This is a genomic window from Paenibacillus contaminans, from assembly GCF_003285015.1.
In the GTDB taxonomy this organism is placed as follows: domain Bacteria; phylum Bacillota; class Bacilli; order Paenibacillales; family NBRC-103111; genus Paenibacillus_V; species Paenibacillus_V contaminans.
On record NZ_QMFB01000005.1, the window covers coordinates 134,337 to 154,118 of the forward strand.

The following is a 19,782-nucleotide window of genomic DNA, read 5'->3' on the forward strand; positions in this document are numbered from 1 at the left end:
AAACGTTCCGCTCCCTTCATCTAAATTATCGGCAGTTTCTCGCTGTTATTGAGCGTTCTATACCGTTTGGTAGATGTACGAATCGTTTTTGTGAACTATACTGACTGCGGTATGCTGCCGACAGACAGGAACAAGCGCAGCGTGCAAAACTAAACTCGTGCTGGGGGAAACGGTCTATGTATCGAAATCTATTAGTAGCCGCAATTATAGTTTCCGGGATAGGATACTTATTCGCCATGGCAGGCGACCAAACGGTGTTGCGCTGGATATTAAAGCCGGGGACGATTCTTCTTATCATTGGGCTGGCAGCTTTAACCCGCAACATCAAGAAAGCTTATAAAACTTGCATCATTGCCGGCTTATTCCTTTCTGCCATTGGCGACGGTTTATTGCTGTTACCGGGAAATCAATGGTTTGCGGCAGGGCTATTCGCGTTTTTGACGGCGCATCTCGTATATATCATCGCTTTTATGACGAGATGGAAGTTCGCTTCCGTCCATCTGCTTTCTCTTATCCCCATTGCGGCGTACTCCTATTTCCTGTTGCGGGAGCTCCACGACGGCATGTTAGCAAGCGGAAACAGCGGATTATGGATTCCGGTGCTCATCTATGTCATTGTCATTTCCATTATGATCTGGAGCGCCGTTATTAGCGGGAGCCGGATTGCCGTAGCGGGAGCCGTCCTATTTTTTCTGTCCGACTCTCTGCTTGCCTGGAATATGTTTGTCGCTCCGCTTGCGTGGGCAAAGTACGGTGTGATGATCACCTACTATTCGGCGCAGTTTTTAATTGCCCGCAGTATGGAAAAGAAGTCTTCTTGACGTTGGTTACGATAAACTGATTTATTTGAATGATAAAGTAGTTTTCTGAAATACACTTAAATCATATAGAAGATGGGGGGCTGGATGGATGAACATGGATCATAAATTATTTCAATACTATCTTGAACTTAGAGGACCCGAGGCTGGAGAATGGAACACTTCGCCGCAATGTATTCACACAGAATTAACAACCATTTGTAAAATCAATAAGTGATAACGAGGGATACGAAAAAGGGGGCGGCGCCCCCCTCATTATTTTGCCGTAACACTTGCCAACCACTGCTTTACAACATGGGGAATCCCCTGCCCTATGCTCGGATAACGGAACTCAAAACCCGTTGCAAGCAGCTTGGCATTTGAAAAATAAGTATGCGCGGTTGCGTATTCGGTGAGCACAGGGCCGATTACAAGCTTGCACAGCCATGCCGGAATTTTGATCGTTTTTCCGGTTACTCGCATCTCCCGCTCGATCATTTGCTTGAATTTGCCGGATGTCACCGGATAAGCGTCGCATAAAATGTAGCTTTCGCCTGTGCTCGCATGCTTCATCAGATGCAAACAAGCTCTTGCACAATCCTCCACATGAATAGGCGAAAACATCGGTTCATTTCCTTGCAGCGAATAAATCGGCTTATTCCGATGCAAAGGCTCCATGAACAACTGCACGGTCCACGAGTCCGCGCCATAAATTTGTGCCGGAAACACCGTCGTAATCGGCAGCCCTCGCTGCTTGTACGTTTCCAGCACATTTACCGAAGGGGCGATATAAGGTCCCCACCCTTTTGGCGTACTGCGGTACTTTTCATCCTTGGGCTCATCGGCTCCGCTGTCTCCTAAATAGCTGGTACCTGCTACATAGATAATATTTTTAATAGCAGTCGGGCTGATATGATCCAGCAAACGTACCGTCATAGCATAATGACCGGCGCTGTATTGCCGCGCTATTTTTTTCGTGACCTTTTTGCCCCAGGTTGGCGGCGCGGCCAAGTGAATCACATACTGACATTCTCGAATAGTCTTCTGCCATTCTCCATCCTCCAGCAAATCCCCCACAACCGCCGCAACTCCTTGAGCCTCCAGCTGCTTCGCTTTTGCAGCAGAACGTGTAAGCACGATCAGTTCAATATTTTGCTTAAGCGCTTCCTGAATTAATGTTTTGCCTATGTAGCCTGTGCCCCCGGTAACAAAAACTTTATCCATCTAATTTGCTCCTATGTTTTCATTTTCCTATACAGGGTAGCATAATTTAAGCAATCGTTCTGTAGCTTGGAGCACAATTCTTACAAAAAGAATTTCATATCAGCATCGAATGCTATGGAGCATATTTTATCTGAGTCAATTTTCCCATATTCACCCAAATAAGCAGGTATAAAGGCTGCTGCCCTTTTCATCGCAGGAAACTATAATAGAGTTTGAGGGAATTTGCAGTTTGCCTGCAAGAGGCAGGATTTCCGGCAATACAGCGAGGTGACAGCATGGACAAGACGGAGACGGTATTGACCAAACGGGGTAAAACGTTTAAAGATTACCGGCATTTGAGCATTACGGAAGCAACGAATATTTGTATCCTGAATATCATTAAAGGCCGATTATATGCCGACAAAAAGACGATGAATCCTACATACGAGCAATATCCCACTAAGGAGGAAGCGGTCGATCGGCTGAAGGAACTGGCTGACGAGCTGAAAAACAAAGGTTTTGCCGAGGAACCGAGCGATATCTTGTTTCAGATTCCGGAAAAAGAAATATACGTATTCGATAAAGCCAAATGGCACTACGAAGGCGACTTTCCTCAAGAGCTGGATTCCTATCAAGCCTACGTCCCGTCGGGCATGTTCATAGCCTGGGTGATCAAAAACGATCTGACCGGCAAACGAAGCCGCAAAGACGATGCGGCGGATATCGAGCTTGTCAAACGAAATGAAATGACGGGCGCTCAATTTTTCCGCCGAAACTGGGATGGCGTACTGAGCTCGAAGGAGCTGTCCGATGAGGCCGACTCGTTTGCCCGCGAATACCTGGATATCCATAACGATCTTTATACGGCTGTCGATTTCACGAACGTATTGGCTGCCGGATTGCCGACGATCTACCATGTGGAAGATTCGTTCGAAAACTACCGCAAAATCGAGCCGATTATTACAGAGCGTTACCGCGACTGGAAGCGTCGCCGTAATCCGGGAACCGGCTAGCGATCCAATACTAGTAAAGCAGTGACGGGCGCAACCAGCCGAACCAGGCTTTCGAGTTATCCAAATAGGCTTATCGGCTGAAGATGCGGTGTGAGATGCTCCAGGAGCCTCGGCGGAGGTTTGGGAGCTTTTTGCCTTTTATCCCCCGCCCTAATACTCGCCTCAAGGAGGAGCAACCATGAATATAACCCAAGATTTCATTGATGAACGCTTCAAAGCATATGTATTGGAAGCATTTTGCGGAAACCGTGAGTCGATTCTGGCTAGCGATGTCGATCGAATCGTATCGTTACAGCTTGCAAATCACAAGTATTCAAGTTTGAAAGGGATTGAGCACTTCGCGTCCCTTGAGGAGCTGGATTGCTCGTTCAATAACTTGACGGAGCTCGACATCGGCAGCAATATAAACCTGAAGGCGCTCGATTGCGGAGGAAACAAATTAACTTCTCTGGACACGGGCAATAATCCGAAATTGGAAAAGCTGTCCTGCAGATACAACGAGCTGACCCGTTTGGATCTCAGCCGCAATCCGCTGCTGAAGGAGCTTGATTGCAACAAAAACGAGCTGCCCTCCCTGGATTTGACGGGAAATGTGCAGCTGGAAACCGTCGATTGCGGATTTAACCGGATTCGGAATCTGGATGTCAGTCACAACGTCAAACTCGCCAAGCTGGACTGTTATTGGAACATCATTTCGGAATTACCTTTGGTACAGAACTCAAATTTACAAGAGCTTAACTGCGGCTACAATTCCCTGTTCGATTTGAAATTGGAGCATAACGTACGGCTCACCCGTCTCGATTGCGGAAGCAACTATTTAATCGGCCTGGACGTAAAGAACTGCCCGGACTTGATCGGTATCCGCTGCAATAACAATCATCTTAAGCGTTTGGATGTAACCGGAAACCCGGCGCTGCAGAGCTTGAGATGCTTCAGCAATCACATCGCAAGCCTGGATCTCAGCCATAATGCGCATTTAGTCGAGCTTTATTGCTCGGAAAATAAAATCTCGAAGCTGGATACCGCTTTTAATCCGAAGCTGGAGCGGCTGGATGTTGCGGATAATCTCATCGTCGAGCCGGACCATACGGTCAAAGGTGTCGGCACTTTTCAATACGATGTTTCGCTGTCATCCTATATGTCCACGTTAAGCTATAAAGGAAAAGAGCTATCCGTTAGAACGGAAGCCGCCGCCAAAACGGACATGAAACGGCTGTCGCCTTTCGTCAAGAACGCATGGGAACGTTTTGACGAGCTGAACGCCGGCGCGCTTGACCTGATTGCCGAAGCGCACCCAGACGAAGACGTGACCGAGCTGGTGTTATCCGAGCTTGTATTCGATGGTGACGGCGCCTTTCAATTGGGTTACGATGCAGGCGATACCCCGGCGGGTCGACTCTACATTTATGCAGCTTTTAATAAAAAGCTGGAAATAAACGGCGAACTGGTTTATGAAACTTATTGATCGTCTTGATTAGAGACTTACGTCAATCGAGACCTTCTTGCAGAGGCAACAGGACGTACGGACGTTCGTCGAGCTTACGTTAAAACGTTTCCCGCCCGCATGAACCCTCATCCGGCAAATCGTCGGACACGGCGCATGTAGGCCGTTTTCAAGTCCTTTCATAAATGCCCGGCTTTGCAGATTGCTGTCTGGTCCGGTCCGCTTCGCCAACTTCATGGAAATTTATAACACATGGATATTCAGGCATAATGGTGTATCATCATGTCAGGAAAGCACCTCACAAAGATGAACACGCGTCGTGTTTCTTTGTTGAGGTGCTATTTATTTTACTAGAGAAGGGATGGCTTATTTCGACCGAGCCGCTCCGCGGCGGCGTTTTAAGCCGACTTTTCAGGCTTATTCCGACCGGTCCGCGCCACGGCGGCGTTTTAAGCCGACTTTTCAGGCTTATTTCGGACCGAGCCGGGCCGCGGCGGCGTTTTAAGCCGACTTTTCAGGCTTATTCGACCGAGCCGAACCGCGGCGTCATACGAAAAAAAAGTGCCTCAACCGTCAATGACGTTTGAGGCACTCTTTTTCACACATCAATTTGCCAATTCCGGCTGCAATAAAGCGCGAATCCCACTTTCCAGCTGCAGCAGGTTCGCCAGCATCACGACGGCTTCCGCTCGGGTAACATTCCCTTGCGGTTGGAAGGTTCCGTCCGGATAACCGCTCACGATCCCCGCATTTGACGCTGCTTGCACAGTCTGTACAGCGTAAGGGCTGACTTGGCCGGAATCTGTAAATGAAGCCGCATAGCGCTTCGGTAACGCCTTTACATTGACCAGGTTAAGCAACAAGGTCACCATTTCTTCTCTGGTGATCGTTTGGTCCGGACGGAAGGTGCTGTCCGAGTAACCATTGATCACGCCATGTCCTGCCAATACGGCAATGGATTCATAAGCCCAATGCGAGTCGATGTCGCGTAGGGACCATTGTTTGGTTCCCGTATTTTCAATCTCCAGCAGTTGTACGAGCAAAGAAGCAAATTCTGCGCGCGTGATCGTATGGTCGGCACGAACGGTACCATCCGAATATCCGCGAATTCCGTCCAATCTTGCGAATAAACCGACCGGCATAGTCGCCCAATGTCCGGCTAGATCGCTGAATCTTGCCGCGCCATCCTCTCCGGCTGTGCGTGCTAGCTGCGCACGGAAACGTGCCCGTATTTTCTCGATATCAAGGATATCCGATTTAAACAATCCTTGCTCCTCGTCGATAGGCTCCGGATCCACAGGATCTACAGGTTTCGGATCTACAGGCGTCGGATCCACAGGCGTTGGATTCGTTTCAGTCGGCGGCGTTGTTGTCGCGCTGACAAAGTTCACTTCGGCCTTCGCATCCAGGACGATACTCGTGTTCCCGCCTGTAACCGCAACCTCGAACTGCGTCTTCTCCGCTCGGTCGTTTACAACGGTAAAGACCGCTTGACCAGCTTGATTCGTTACGAGTATTCCCTCTTTCACTTGCGCACTGCCGGTTACCGCCCGTAACGAAACCTGATGATTTGGCAGCACATGACCGTATGCATCGCTTACCGTCACCGTAATTTTCGCTTCGCTCACACCGTCTGCCTTGACTTCATTCGGTGCGACTGCAACTGTAGAAGCTGAACGGCTTGCTGCGCCTGCGATGAAAGTAAGTGTAACGGAGCCTTGAATTTCCTTCTGTCCGGCTGCATCATACGCACGGTAGGTGCGCTGCGCGATAACGGTGCCGTTAACCAGGAATTGTACCTTTCCGCTCGCATCGGTAACGCCGCGCCAGTGACGATTCGTCACGTTTTCCAATAGCTCAATCTCGCGGTTCGCCATAAGATGGCCATATTCGTCTACTGCCGTCACGGTAATGGCCGCGTTGGCGGTTCCGTCCGCTGCAATAGGCGTTTGGGTGTCCGTCACAATGGTAGAAGCCGCTGCATCGATACGGCCATTCGTAAACATCACATTCGCTTCACCGAGCAGCTGATCTTGCCCGTTAACAGATACATATACGTGATAGCTCTTGTTCTCAACGACACTATTCGTTACAGCGAAGCTTGCTTTTCCGTTCGAATCGGTCGTCTGCATGCCCACTGCCACGCCATTACTCATCAGCGAAACGGTTTGACCGCCCAGTACGTGCTGATAAGCGTCCTGTATCGTGACCGTGATCGTTGCGCTGTCGGTCCCATTCGCAGGTACCGCTGCAGGCGCAACTGCAATTCCGGAAGCATGGACATCAACAGCTCCGGCTTTGAACGAGAGATTCAATTTGGACTGAAGCTCCAAACCGGTAAGCACATCGGTTACATATACCGTCATGTCCTCTACAGTTGAGCTGGTTACTTCGAAATTCGCTGCGCCATGCTCGTTCGTAGTTGCGTTCCACGTTCTGCCCGGCTGGTTTTCCACCTGCAATTTCAGCTCGCGGTTGATGACTTCCAGACCGTTTGTATCCTGCAAGGCAACTGTCACGTCGATAGCAGAAATACCATCCGCCAAGACCGAATACGTAGCAGCCGTTACGCTGGACCGATTCAAATCAAGGTCTCCGTTCACGAAGGAAACATTCGCTTGCTGGGCAATCGCCAGTTCAGGATAGCCGGAAAGCGCAGCATAGGCTGTGTAACTGACTTGTCCTACCTCTGCATTAGACACTTCGAATGCTGCCGCACCTGAAGCATCGGTAACTGCATTTACGGCCGTTATCGTTGAGTTGCCGCCATTCGCCGCCAATCTGACAGCCGCGCCAGGCAAGGCATGACCGGAAGCATCTTTAAGCGCTACAGAGATCGTTGCCTTGCTCGAACCGTCCGCAACGACTGCACTCGGACGAACAGCAACCTCGGAGCGATTGGCATCCGGAGCGCCTGTTACATAGTGAATCGTCATTTGCGCCGGCAGCGTTAGCCCTGTCGCCACATCGACGACAACATACGTAATCGCGCCTACTTCGGAACGGCTCACTGTAAAGCTTGCTTTGCCATCGCTATTCGTAACGGCAAGCTGCGGCGCGATTGTCCCTTGACCTCCGGTCGCCTCCAAACGAATTTGCCGACCCGGCAGCGGATGACCGTCCGCATCTACGAGTGCGGCTTCAATCGTTGCAGCGGACTGCCCGTCTGCCGGCACTTCGGTATGCGTACTTGTCACACTGGAACGAGTCACATCCAAATTGCCTGCTACGAACATCATGGTAGCCTTTTTCTCCAACTCCTGACCGCTTACTACATCGACAACCTTGTACGTCACTTCTTCAACTTCATCGTTGGATACGTAGAACCATGCCTTTCCATCGGCATCCGTTTCCAGTACCTCAACATCAATGTCGGAGCTTCCGTTTAACCCAATCAATTGAACTTTACGATAAGCGATCGGAGTATTCGTCAGGTCGACGATCTCGACAGCGACAACGCCATATTGCTTCCCGTCCGCTACAACCGCCGCATCCGCTGCCGCAACGGTAGATTGCCGCGTATCGATTTTTTGCTCCGGCGTCACAAATCGAAGCATGACCGGTACGTTAGTACTGATCCCATGATAAACATCGGCAAAATACATGATGACATCCGCCGGCGTTTGACTCGTCACCTTGAAGCGATATACGCCGTTCGCATCCGACCCGCTCTGATTATCCAATTCCTCTACCTGAACCTTGTCCGTTCCATATCCGTAGTAATTCAGATATTGCCCGACCATCGGCTGGCCATCCGTACCTATCATATGAATTGTAATCAGCGAACTCTCGACGCCGTCAGCCAGCCGTTCCAGATGATCCGTTTCGATTCGCGATTGTTCCGGATCAAAAAGCTGCTGGGTGAACCGGTGATAATACTTATAACCTACAACTTGTTCCAAGTCCTCATCAACCATTTCAAAGGTAACATCCCCTGCTTCGCTGCGCTTGGCTTTGAACGTTACCGTTCCGTCGGCGCCGGACATGTTACTTCCGGTTGCAATGATCGTCGTTTTCGGATCGATCACCAGTTTCTGCTGATCATCGTCCCAAACATACGCCCGGAGCGAAATCGTTCGGCCGCTGACCGGGTTGCCGCCAACATCCGTCGTGGTCGCCTGTAAATTCGTCCAGTACTCTTGCCGCAAGCTGGCAGGCGTTTCACCGCCGGGAGAATCGCTTGTCAATGTCGCATTGCCGACAAAGTCTCCTGTAGTAAAGGTGAGTACCGGCAGATCCTGCAGCTTCGCAATTCGGCCCGACTGATAGCTTGCCAAGTAGACCGCTAAGGAAGCTTCCCCTGTCTGCGAAATATTCAGTTCATACGGCACTTGACCTTGCGGGTAGCTCAGATCGAGTCTTTGCGCGTATGGCTGATTCCCATCCCCGGTCGTGCCTTCCACTTCATAATAATACCACTCGTTACCCGTTGGCTCGTATGGCAATCCGTTCTCAGCTTTCAGCACGATCGTCACCTTCGGCTTCTCGCCAACCTTGAACGTCTGCTTATCGACCGAAATGTCCGCGTTCAGCAGATTAACCGGCCCTTGTACGAACGTTAAGTTGCTAATCTGCGGTAAAGAAGCGGAGCTGCCTTCATACGTCACTTTTGGATACACATTAAATGTACCCGATCCTGCATACCGGATAGGAATAACCGCTTGCCCGGCTGCATCCGTCGTTCCATATACGGCGAAGGACACGCCCCAGTTGCTGACCGTTGCCTCGACATCCGCCCCGGCATAAGGATTATTAAAGCGGTCTTTCGCTGTAATCGTTAGCGTCGCTTGATCGATATTGTTGCCGAGCACTTCAAGCTTGTCGATCGATCTTGTCAGTTGCGTACGGTAGTCTTGAATCGGCGCCGGGATCACCTTTACCGTTTCCGTAAGCTCCGCGCTGGAACCGTCCACAGTGATTTTAATCGTTGCCGTACCTGCAGCTTCTCCATAAACACCGAATGTCGCTTGACCGAAGGTTCCCGTAGATAAGGTTGTCGAACTAAACCTGACATTCGGACTTTCCGAAGAAACACGGACAATCGCATTAGGGATATAGTGTCCCAAGTCATTTTTGACGGTTACCGTCATTTCAGCTAAATCGGAACTGTTTTTAGCCTCGATCTCTCGCTTGGATACATAAACGTCCATGTTCGATTCGCTGGCGGTACCATAATCAAAAAGCACATCAAACAATTTGAAAAGCTGCGGGTTGCTGCCAACGAACAAACGATACTGAACTCCCCCATAAGACTGAGCCACTACCGTAAACTCCACCTTGCCATCCGCATCGGTTGTTTGCCATTGTGTAGGAACCGTACCCGTACCCGTCCAACGCTGAGCTTCCATACGTACGGAAAGATTGGCAATCGGATGGCCAAAAGCGTCGCGAATATGAGTGGTAACCGTTGCCGTATCCGTACTACCCGCTACCATCGTTGTTTTGGTAATGCTTGCTTCCGAATTGGTCGATGAGAACGGACCCGGAACGAAGTTGAGCTTGATCGTCTTCGCTGCCTGCGTCTCCGCCTCGACAGCGGTCAGCGTCGCCTCGCCAAGCGTTGTGCCGCTGACGGTGAAACGCATCTCGCCATTAACGTTGGTCGCCGTCATCCCGGATGAAATCGTAACGCCTGGCAAATCCGCTGCCAAGCTGACCGTCTTGTTCGCAACGCCTAGTCCAGCTCTGTCCCTTAAGGTTACTTGAATCGTTCGGCTATCGCTGCCACTAGCCATTACGTTAGTTGCCGTATTACCCAGAAGGGCGATCTCCATCCCGTTCCCGCTTCCGTCAAACGGCCCCGGGATAAAGCGAATGCTTTTGACTACGGTGAGACCACTACCAAAATCGATCTTAAATTGCTGATTGACGTTAGCTGTGTCACTTTTGAACCTTGCTGTATACATCCCGTTCCCATCGGTGTATCCCGTATTCTGATCTACGGAAAAACTTCCGGCAAACGATATTGGATAGAAATACAGGGGATGATTCGAAAGCGGATTTCCCGCCGCATCATAGACGCTCACCGTCACCGACGCCTCGTCCAGATTGTTCGCATAAACGCCAGACTCCACCTGAACGGTCGTGCGCGTCAAGCTGATACCGCCGTTTTTGAACGTCAGGTTCAAAATTTGGGACAGCGAAGCGCCGTCCTTTTCCTTAGCCTCGAATGCGGCGGAACCCAGTACACCGGACGTAATCTGGAAAATCGCCTTGCCATCCGCATCGGTTACCGGCTGGACGGGTTGAATCGTCGAAGCGACACCGGAAACTTGCGTCAGTTCTACGATCTTGCCTGCCAACGGATAACCGTTAGCATTCCGCAAAATAACAGGCACGGTAATCGGTGTTGTTCCGCCCGCCACGCCTTCTTTTACTACAGGCTCCATCGTCGATTGAACAGGGTCCATCACCGGATTTTCGATCACAAACTCCAGCTTGTTCGCTTCCTGGATCGTCCCGTTCTTGAATACGATTCTGGTACGCACTTCATACGTATCCGGCGCCGTCGCCTTCGCAACCTCAGTCCGCTGCGAGCCGTCATACGCATTTGTGGCGTCAACCCAGCCTTGATTGTTGATATTCACTTGCGCCTTGCTGATCTCATAACCATCAATCACGTATTCACTCAAGTAAACGGAGGCGTCATCCCAATATACCGCCGGTTTAATCGGGTTGGAGCTTTCCGCCGAAGCCGTCAGCTTGCCGATTCCTGTCGACGTATTGGTCAGATTGACCGTGTACACCTGAGAGGAATTTAACGGGCCGCCTTGGTAAGACTTGACCCAAATCTCGAACGAGTTTGCTGTTCCGCTGGCGGAAGCAAGCAGAGCAACGTCCACAGTAACATTTCCCGTACCGCTAGCAACCGTTAGCCCGTTCTGCTTAATCGTAATCGCAGCGTTCCTGTTGGCAGCCACAGCTACTAGCTGTGACGAAGCCAGATCCCGCACATTTACATCATAGCTCGTTCCATTCGACTTGAACGAAAGCGGCACGCCCGACATCGTGAGCATACTTAACTCCTTGTTGAAGCCATCCAAGCTTTCCTGATAGAACTCCGCTCTTATATCGTAACCCTTCTGAGTAAAGTTGAACGTATGCTTAACCGTCTGCTCCGAGCCGAGCTGCAACAAATCCGTGCTCGCTCTCAAATATTGCGTCTCCAGCACAACGCCTGCTTGATCCAATAAGTACATGACCACATTTCCGTTTGCAATCGGAGCCATGTTCATATTTTGCATCGAAAATGCGACTTTTGTGCCAGTCCCCGTATTGTCCTGCTCGGTTTCCATACGCACAAGAGGCTTGTTGTATTTCAATGCCAGCCGCTCGACATATACGGATTTGACATTGTTCGTATCATCGAACTCCGTAACAACATGGCCTTCCTCGTCCTCGATCCAGGCATGCAGGTACACATAAAGCCCGTCGTCCGGAATTTCGGTTTTGCCTTGCGCCGCCAAATAAGACTTCACATCAAAATCCAGCACCGCAACATAACCGCCATTATCGATCATGCCGAGCGACAACTCATCCTTGATCTCTACCGGAACGCCAATCGCATACTCGTCCGTAAAAATGGTATTGCTGTACAAGCCCAGCTTGACTGTTTTCTTTTTGTTGCCTGCAAGCGATGCGTCGTTCTTGTTGTACAACGGAACGTACAGCTTACGGCTGCCTCCCTCCGCCTGCATGCTAATATCCGACATCCCTACATCCGCAATATCCAAAATAATGCGTCCTTGCTCCTCAAGCTCATCGCCATTGGCAAACGTTGCCTTCACCGTGAAGCTGATATTGCCAACCGTATTCGGAATGCTGTACGTATAGATCAACTGCTCCGTACTGTTCGGCAATAGATTGACCGGATATTTCCGTGCAACCCCGTTCACACTGATTTCCACTTCCTGAATGCGATCCAGCCCTTCATTCACGATCGAAAATTCAATCGGCAGATCGAAACCTTTCACAATTTCCTCTGGGTTCAGCCAAATTTGCCCGCCGTTAAAAGCATTTTTGTAATACCCGGTAGAGGTGTACAAATTGCTGACCGACTTCGAGACGTAAACAGGCAAGTTGTCCCCGTCCGGCGACGTCACATTTCCAGCTTCAAACGCATCTGTCGTATAGGTTGTGCCAAGCAAGACGCCTTTTACTTGACGGCCATCTGCACCGCTCACATAGACGGAAAGCTGGTCAAACTGCGTATAGTCTTCCGCTTTACCAATATCCTGAACAGCGCTCAAGTAAAACTGATTGCCTGCTGCGCCAAACTTTACAGCCCGCAAGCGATCGCGTGAAACCGTTTCGCCCGTTGCCTCATCCGTATTGACCTCGGAGTCTTTCCATACGATCGACAAGTTATCGACGGTATTGTTTGCGCGCGACATGTTCGCAAATACAAAATTCGGATCAATCTGCTCGCTCATCGAGACAGTCAAATCCGATAAGCTGTCTACAAAGCTTGCATCCAGCTCACCGTCAGCGCGAATAGCTGCCAGCGGAATATCTTTTACCTGCGAACCATACGAGTTCACACTCGTTTTGTACCAAGCAAGCACAAATCGCTCGCTGCCGTCGGTCCACCGGACGCTCGTCAATTTTGGATTTTCGTCCGCCCATTGATTGCTCGTCAGTTGAACGCTTTTCACAATGCCTTTGGTTTTCCAGGTGGAAGCGGCGGCTGCAGCGTCTTTGCTTGTATCCACAACGGTGTACACGATCTCGTTGTCTGCCGCATCCTGCCTTCCGCCGTTATTTAGCGCATAAGCAACAGCGCTTGTGCCGTCGGACAGAGCCGTCGCGCTAATTCCCATAATCGTTCCGTTCGATCCATTGTAAAGCAGCTCCGGATCGCTCCACGTCTTGGTCGTACGATCATATACGCGATACAGGATCGAATCGAACGACGTGAAGTCGAACGGGTTATTTACATTTTGTGAATAAGCGTTTCGATAAGCGACGAAAACTTTATCATTGCTGACGGCAACAACAGGAGCCAAGTCCGGCGATAAATTATCGGTTAACGGGTACGTCGTCCATGTACCGCCGTCATAGATGCCCGCCATCACTTCCGTGCCGTTATTCATCAGCAAAATTTCTTCATTCGTAATCGTTTCGCCCGTTTCCTTCGCAAGCGGCTGCTTTTGCGTTACCCAAACTGCCGCAACAAAGTCATTCTCGCCGTCAATCTGGAGACTGCTGTCACCGAATCGGCGCATCGCAGGGTCCGTCGTAATCGGGCCTTGATTTTCATATAATCCGGAAACGGCATTAACCTTCGCCCACGATGCTGCCGTATCTGCAACATTTGTGCTGCCTGCATCCGACAAGTAGACGAACAAGGAGCCGTCATCGGCAACAAGCGGGTTGGAGAACGGATAAGCGTTCGTTTGCAGCGTATCAATCTTCGAGTCCAGGCCGCTTCCGGCAAAGGTGCTGCGCAATCGCGCATTCCCGCCGCCATTGGATGTTTTCCACGAACGTTCATACTCCTGCAAATAATCGCGGCTCTCCACCGTAGTCGACTGCAAAACCGCCATCTCCGGTTGACCGATCGATTCCAGATACAGACTGATCGCTCGGGCGGCATTTTTCGATGTCAAGGCTTGCTTGGAATTTGCATTCCAATATTTCTCGATCTTGTCCCAGTTTTTGAATAGCCACGTACGACTATATTTGAAAGAAGCCAAATCATAGGAAATCGAAATGAACAAAAATTTAAGGACAACACGAATGCCGGCAATACCTGTTAAGTTCAGCTTATCCCCGGACAATACTCGTTCGCTTGTATCCGCCAAATAATTGCGGTTCAGCCATGTTGCCGTGTTGTCAAACTGCAGCCGTCCAAACAATCCGATCTTCATCGCAATAACCGACAAGTCGAAGCCGATGCCGCCAAACGCTTCGGCGTACGCAACAATGCGCAAGGACGTCAAGTAGTCATTAACGCTGGTCTTCGTTGGGTCGGCCCAGGGGTATCCGGAAATTTGCTCGTATAGCACGCTTGTGTGGAAAGAAACTTCCACTGCGGCCCCAACATCAATGGAGAACGTAACCGGAACGAATCCGGCCATCATATTCCATACTTGCTGATATTGGAAGCCTCCGCCTGCCGTAAAACCTCCGGCCTGAACGATATTGTCCCATTTGGCCGTTTGCGTGTTATAACGAAGCTCACCCATGTAATAACCGCTGACCGTATACATCGGCCCTTTGCTTGACGAGCCTTGCTCCGCCTGCGCTTTGGCGAATGCGGAACGCTGCTCGGCGGCATAGGAGCCAAGCGCCATACTTTTCATATCGCCGGCGCCTGGCGCGAAGCTTTGGCTGTTTTTCTGGAAGAACGATACGGAAGCATTTCCTCCGGCTGTGCTGCTTGTTGCAGATGGCACATTCGATGTATGCAGACGCATAATCGTCCTATACACCATCGGATCATCCGTCGGGTACAATTGCATGGACATCGGCCCGACGCCCAGGTTAAATTTACCGAGCAGCTTCAACGTTTCCATCATCACGCGGTCATTATTGCTCATCGATGAGGTGCTTGTCGACGTTCCTGCCATGTCGTTGCGAACCCGGCTAATTTCCGATTTCAGCCCGTAAATATCGACGCCAGGCACACCGATCATGTTGACCAGTGTTGCGCGTGTATTAAAGCTTTTCAGAAACTCTCCTCGATCATTGTACAACCGATGACTGAACGTCCCCGATTCTGCCTTGTCCAGCCAGATCGTCTTTGCGTTCAGAACTTGAACATGCCGAGTCGTATAGTAATCCGAGAACGGATACTTCATCGTCTCTGAGCTCTGTCCATCGGGAAGTGTGCCGAGATTGCTCACCAATTCCGCTTTAGCCGAATCGCCAACAGTCGTTTCGCCCCACCACATAAATTCAGTCGCAAGGTTAATCATCTTGAACTGATCGTTAGGCCCAAACTTTCCGCTGTAGTTCAACAAATCGATCCGGGTGTAGCTTCCGTTCGTCTTCACCGATTGCGCGTAAACAAACGTCTCCCGCTTTCCGGATGCATTCGCTCGCAACTGCTGAACCTTGTCGCCGAATTCAATTCGGTCAACCGGATTCGCATTCCCCGAGCTGTACACCATGATCGGATAATAAGCATCATTCGCGAACTGAACTTCTAATATAATTTCGATTTCATCCTTCGCCGACAAAGAAGAAGCGTTATTTTCCAGCGTTGGATCATAGAAATCCGTCGTATCGAAAATCACCTTTAACCGTCCGTCGTTGCCTACCGTATAGACAGTGTCGACCCCAACTTCCGCTGGTTTGGCATACCGTCCGTTGCGGTATACGCCGCCGCGATACGTGACTTCACCTACATACGGCTTGCCGTCCGGCTTTTTCAAATAAACGTCGACCTCAGCCAACCGTCTAAGCTGCAAAATATTAACCGGATACAGTTGTCTTGTAGCCGGATTTTGCTCTTTCGACTTCAGATGAAGCTGATCGATCACGCCAGTGTAAGTCGAATTGTCATAAAACGAGGTCACATACACATCGCTGACGATGCCGTTCTCTTCATAAAGCGCAAGCTCGCCGTTTGCGTTCGTTTGGACCGTGCGCTCTACCTTCAAGCCATTTTCCATCGTCGAGTAGTTGACGGTTGTCTCTGCCTTCGGATAAAGCTGGAACAAGTACAGCTTGTCCCGCAGCGTCTCGACCGTAACGTCCAGATCAACCTTCATTCCGGTACGCGCATGGGTCGCTGACACTTTCGTCTGGCCGGTTTCAAGTCCGGTAAGCTGGAACAACGACTTCGGCAAATACGAGCTATACCCGTATTCCTCTGTTGAAGCGAGATTGCCGTACGTCCCGTAGTTCAAGGTCGCAACATGGCTGTCGTCTACGTTCCACGCGATCTGGTCGGTAATCAAATTCAGATCGGTAAAATCCGCGTGGTTAATCGACGTATTTTTCACCAGTGTAATATCGCGCTTCAGCGCCAAAATGTCTTCGCTCGTCATGCGGGAAATACGATCGATATTACTCAGCGTAACTTGACTCTGCTGTTGGCCGTCTACCTGAATGTTCAGCACATCTGAGTCATATACGTACAAATAATACGAATCATAGGACCAGGTAGAATCGGCGCTGTTTTTCGCCTTGATCGTTACGACGTAATTGTCCTTCAGACGGTGCTCGGTGGCGTCTACTGGAGCAAACTGGAGCACGAAGTCTCCGTCCGTTTTCCGCACAGAACTACTCGTAAACTGGCCGGATTGTGCATCGTACGTAATTTTGCTGCCCGGCACCAGCGTACCGTTGCGCGTCACTTCAAATTCAAACTCGCTGCCGGCAAAACCGTCAAAATTTTGCAGCGTCCATGTGATCGGAATGGAACCGACTTGATCGGTGAACGCCTGACCCGCCGATCGGTCGATCTGAATCTTGACGGCAGGAGAACGAACGATAATATGAGCGGTCGCCGATAACACATGGTACGTATTCTCCGGGTTGACGGTCGATACGCGCAGCGTATAGGTCGGCTGGCTGCCAACGGACAAATTCGTTAAATATTGACCGGGAATTTTAAAATTCGTCGTATTGATAAGCCCCGCCGTTTGCGGCGCAGACCAGGTTGCCACCGGAGTTTGCGCGGCCAAGGTATCCTCCTCGTGGTACCCCTCAAACAATTCGACTTTGAAATACGCCTGCTGTGCAGCCCCGCTGCCCGCAAGCTGCTTGTACCGAGCCATGACGTTGGTCGACCAATACATCACCGCATCTTCATGCTGATAAGCCATCAATTGGTTCGCAAAATCGGGAATGATGATCGCCGAAGAGCCATCATCCACAACTTCGATCGGATCGCTGACGAGCACAGTTTCCGGCTGCAGACGGCCGTCATTTTTCACGGTTAGCTTAAATGTTACTGTCCCCGTCTGCTTCGGCACGATCGTCCCATCCGCCAAAATCGCGGCGATCGACTCGTCGTTGCTGGACCATACGAATTGATCCGCTGTCTTGAATGTTGTATCTTGTGGAATCTTGTAAGCTATTTTGGTCGCCGTTTTGCTTATTAAATTGACCGTTTTGGCCGTTCCGGAAGGCCAAGTGGCCGGATAGGCGATGCTAGAATTATCGGCCGTTACATACACCGGCTTGACGATCCGGAAATACTGGAACGTTTCATTCAGCATCGCCATATCTTCGCGCAAGCCTGTATTGACGGAATTCAGCTCGCTGCCATTATTGTAAAAAATCTTGGCGCGCAAGTAGCCGTTTTCGGCATGGGCGCTGGACAGATAGGCGAAGGTGGCGTCATTCACTTCGTATTCGCCTTCCAGTTGCAGAGGCGTAACCGGCTCGCCGCCGGGATCTCTTTTCCAATCCAGCTCGATGATGCCGTTGTCCCGGTCACCGATCGAGGCGTAAACGCGCTTCTTGATGTCTGCCGGCGTGATTGCGCCATTCACCAGCCATTCATAAAAGCCATCCGTATCCTCCAGCGTTACATTTACCTTAATTTTGTCCCCGACATAGTACGTAGTCTTATCGATAGAAAGCCCGGTAAATGCGTCCGCTCTTGCAGGCGTAAGAATGATATCGGGATTGTTCGCGTAAGGTTTTGCTTGATAGCCGCTGTCCGGATAAATGAAGGTGGTCGGATTTTTCACCCAATTCCCATAAAAATCCTGCTGCCGATAGTAGCGCCAGTCATACGTCCACGTAATGCCGTCGATTGTAGCGGTTTGCAGCCCGGTATACGACAGCGGATTTTGCAAATAGTCCTTAATCGTCTGCTTGTCGAGCGCCGCCGCAAACCCGAAGGTTAACCCCGCAGTCATATATTCTTGCAACGTAGGGATGCCTGATCTGGTTAACGAATAGCCAGTTGCTCCGTTATGTAATTGAATCGTCGCCGCCGGCTTCTGACCATACATGGACGAAATTTCAAACGGACGATTGAAGAACACATTAATCGGCAGCAATTGGCCCGTCTTGTATTTGCCGGTATTCGCCTCAAGCCGATCCACAACGCCATTGTTCGCTTTGTCGTAAAATTTTGCGTAGTTATAATTTAAGTTATCAAAACCGGCGATGTTGGAATATTGCAAATGTCCAGCAGTACCAGGCATCGTGGAAACCGATAAGTAAGCGCCGCCGTTATAGGCGTAATTGATCTGGTAATCGGTATTGCTAAGCGAAGTCTTGTAGCTGAAACGGTCGAAATTTTTATAATTGTAAAAATGAATCAGATCCGCTTGCGCAGCCCCGTGGTACACTCTCGTTTGGAATATGTTCCAATCCTTCGTTTCCACATTGCCTTGGTATCTTGCATTTAGCAGAATCGTAACCGTTTTGCTCGTCTCTCCTGGCTGAAACATAACGGTACCGCGATTTTTGCTCGCATCTGGATAAAGAAATTTTTGCGAGCCTGCGATCAGTTCGTAATCGAAAGAGACGGGTACCGTCTGCGCAGCGTTTAAGGCGAACTCTGCCTCCACGGTCCCCCCCCACATGCCGCGCAATTTTGCAATGCTCACTTGCACAAAGTCTTGATAATCGCTGTTATTGCCGATAAAGGTTTCCGGCGCCGCCGCATTCATCAGGAGAGGGGAGCTCTTGCCCGCAGCATTAGCGGGATCGGGCAAGCTTGCCAGATTGCCGGCCGCATCATAGCCAAGCAGATTTCCCTGCTCGTCGTAGGCTTGAACGCCGCCTGCCTGCACCTGATCCAAAATCCCGTCGAGACTGTCCAAATGCTTGTCCGTAATCGAGACGGTCCCTTGCTCAAGACCATTTAACGCATAACCTAGCGACTTCTCGATTTCCAGAAGCTTTTTGAGCTGCCCCAGCGTAATTTCCTCGCCATCCACGACAGCAACCTGCGACAGGTCTGTGTCGGCAGCCTCCCATAACGATTGTAGCTGAGCTAGTGAATAAGATTGGCCGTTTAACACGACCGGATAGGTTTGAAGTCCGCCTTCGCCATTCACGGCGCCAAGCTGTTGCATCATGCGCAGCATCGTCGATGCTTCCGCTTCGCCATATTCGTCAACCAGCGCTTGATACAACTCCGTTTGCTTCAATGCAGCATTATTTGAAGTTGTAAGCTCACCGGGATTCGTCCCTGCCGCAAAAGCCGGCGTAACGGTTGACACCAGCATCATTACAGATAATAAACACGCAAGCAGCGCTTTCCATCTTCGCGTTTTCAAGCTTCTAAACACTCCTTTTTCCTGCTCAATCATCGAACCTGCAAGCATTGTACGCGAAATCAAGAAAATAGTAGTCCTACGAAAGTTGTATATCGCGAAGAAAACACAAAAGTATTTAGCGGGTATAACAC

General features: G+C 50.3%; 5 protein-coding genes. 3 read left to right on the forward strand and 2 right to left on the reverse strand.

Translation table 11 applies throughout. From position 1 onward, the window contains the following. Positions 1 to 236: 236 nt before the first annotated feature. A complete protein-coding gene (locus DQG23_RS11150) occupies positions 237 to 821 on the forward strand; it encodes a lysoplasmalogenase (protein ID WP_158560410.1) in 585 nt (194 codons plus the stop codon). 252 nt (positions 822 to 1,073) lie between these two features. Here the strand turns inward: DQG23_RS11150 and DQG23_RS11160 are convergent, their stop codons facing one another. After that, the gene (locus DQG23_RS11160; RefSeq protein WP_113030919.1) at positions 1,074 to 2,021 is read right to left on the reverse strand and encodes an NAD-dependent epimerase/dehydratase family protein; all 948 of its coding nucleotides are present in this window, start codon (positions 2,019 to 2,021) and stop codon (positions 1,074 to 1,076) included. A 275-nt stretch (positions 2,022 to 2,296) separates the two neighbouring features. Between DQG23_RS11160 and DQG23_RS11165 the strand changes: the two genes are divergently transcribed. Further along, positions 2,297 to 3,013, forward strand: a complete 717-nt coding sequence (locus tag DQG23_RS11165) for a DUF7832 domain-containing protein (protein ID WP_113030920.1) — start codon at positions 2,297 to 2,299, stop codon at positions 3,011 to 3,013. Positions 3,014 to 3,191: 178 nt separating this feature from the next. Next, entirely contained in the window at positions 3,192 to 4,478 is a 1,287-nt protein-coding gene (locus DQG23_RS11170) for a leucine-rich repeat domain-containing protein (protein ID WP_113030921.1), read from the forward strand. Between the two features lie 584 nt (positions 4,479 to 5,062). Here the strand turns inward: DQG23_RS11170 and DQG23_RS11180 are convergent. After that, positions 5,063 to 19,651, reverse strand: a complete 14,589-nt coding sequence (locus DQG23_RS11180) for an Ig-like domain-containing protein (protein ID WP_113030923.1) — start codon at positions 19,649 to 19,651, stop codon at positions 5,063 to 5,065. Positions 19,652 to 19,782: the final 131 nt, after the last annotated feature.

Excerpts from the sequence above, each read along its gene's own strand:
- DQG23_RS11150 (WP_158560410.1), top strand. The coding sequence starts at position 237 with ATGGCAGGCGACCAAACGGTGTTGCGCTGGATATTAAAGCCGGGGACG.
- DQG23_RS11160 (WP_113030919.1), bottom strand. The coding sequence starts at position 2,021 with ATGGATAAAGTTTTTGTTACCGGGGGCACAGGCTACATAGGCAAAACA.
- DQG23_RS11165 (WP_113030920.1), top strand. The coding sequence starts at position 2,297 with ATGGACAAGACGGAGACGGTATTGACCAAACGGGGTAAAACGTTTAAA.
- DQG23_RS11170 (WP_113030921.1), top strand. The coding sequence starts at position 3,192 with ATGAATATAACCCAAGATTTCATTGATGAACGCTTCAAAGCATATGTA.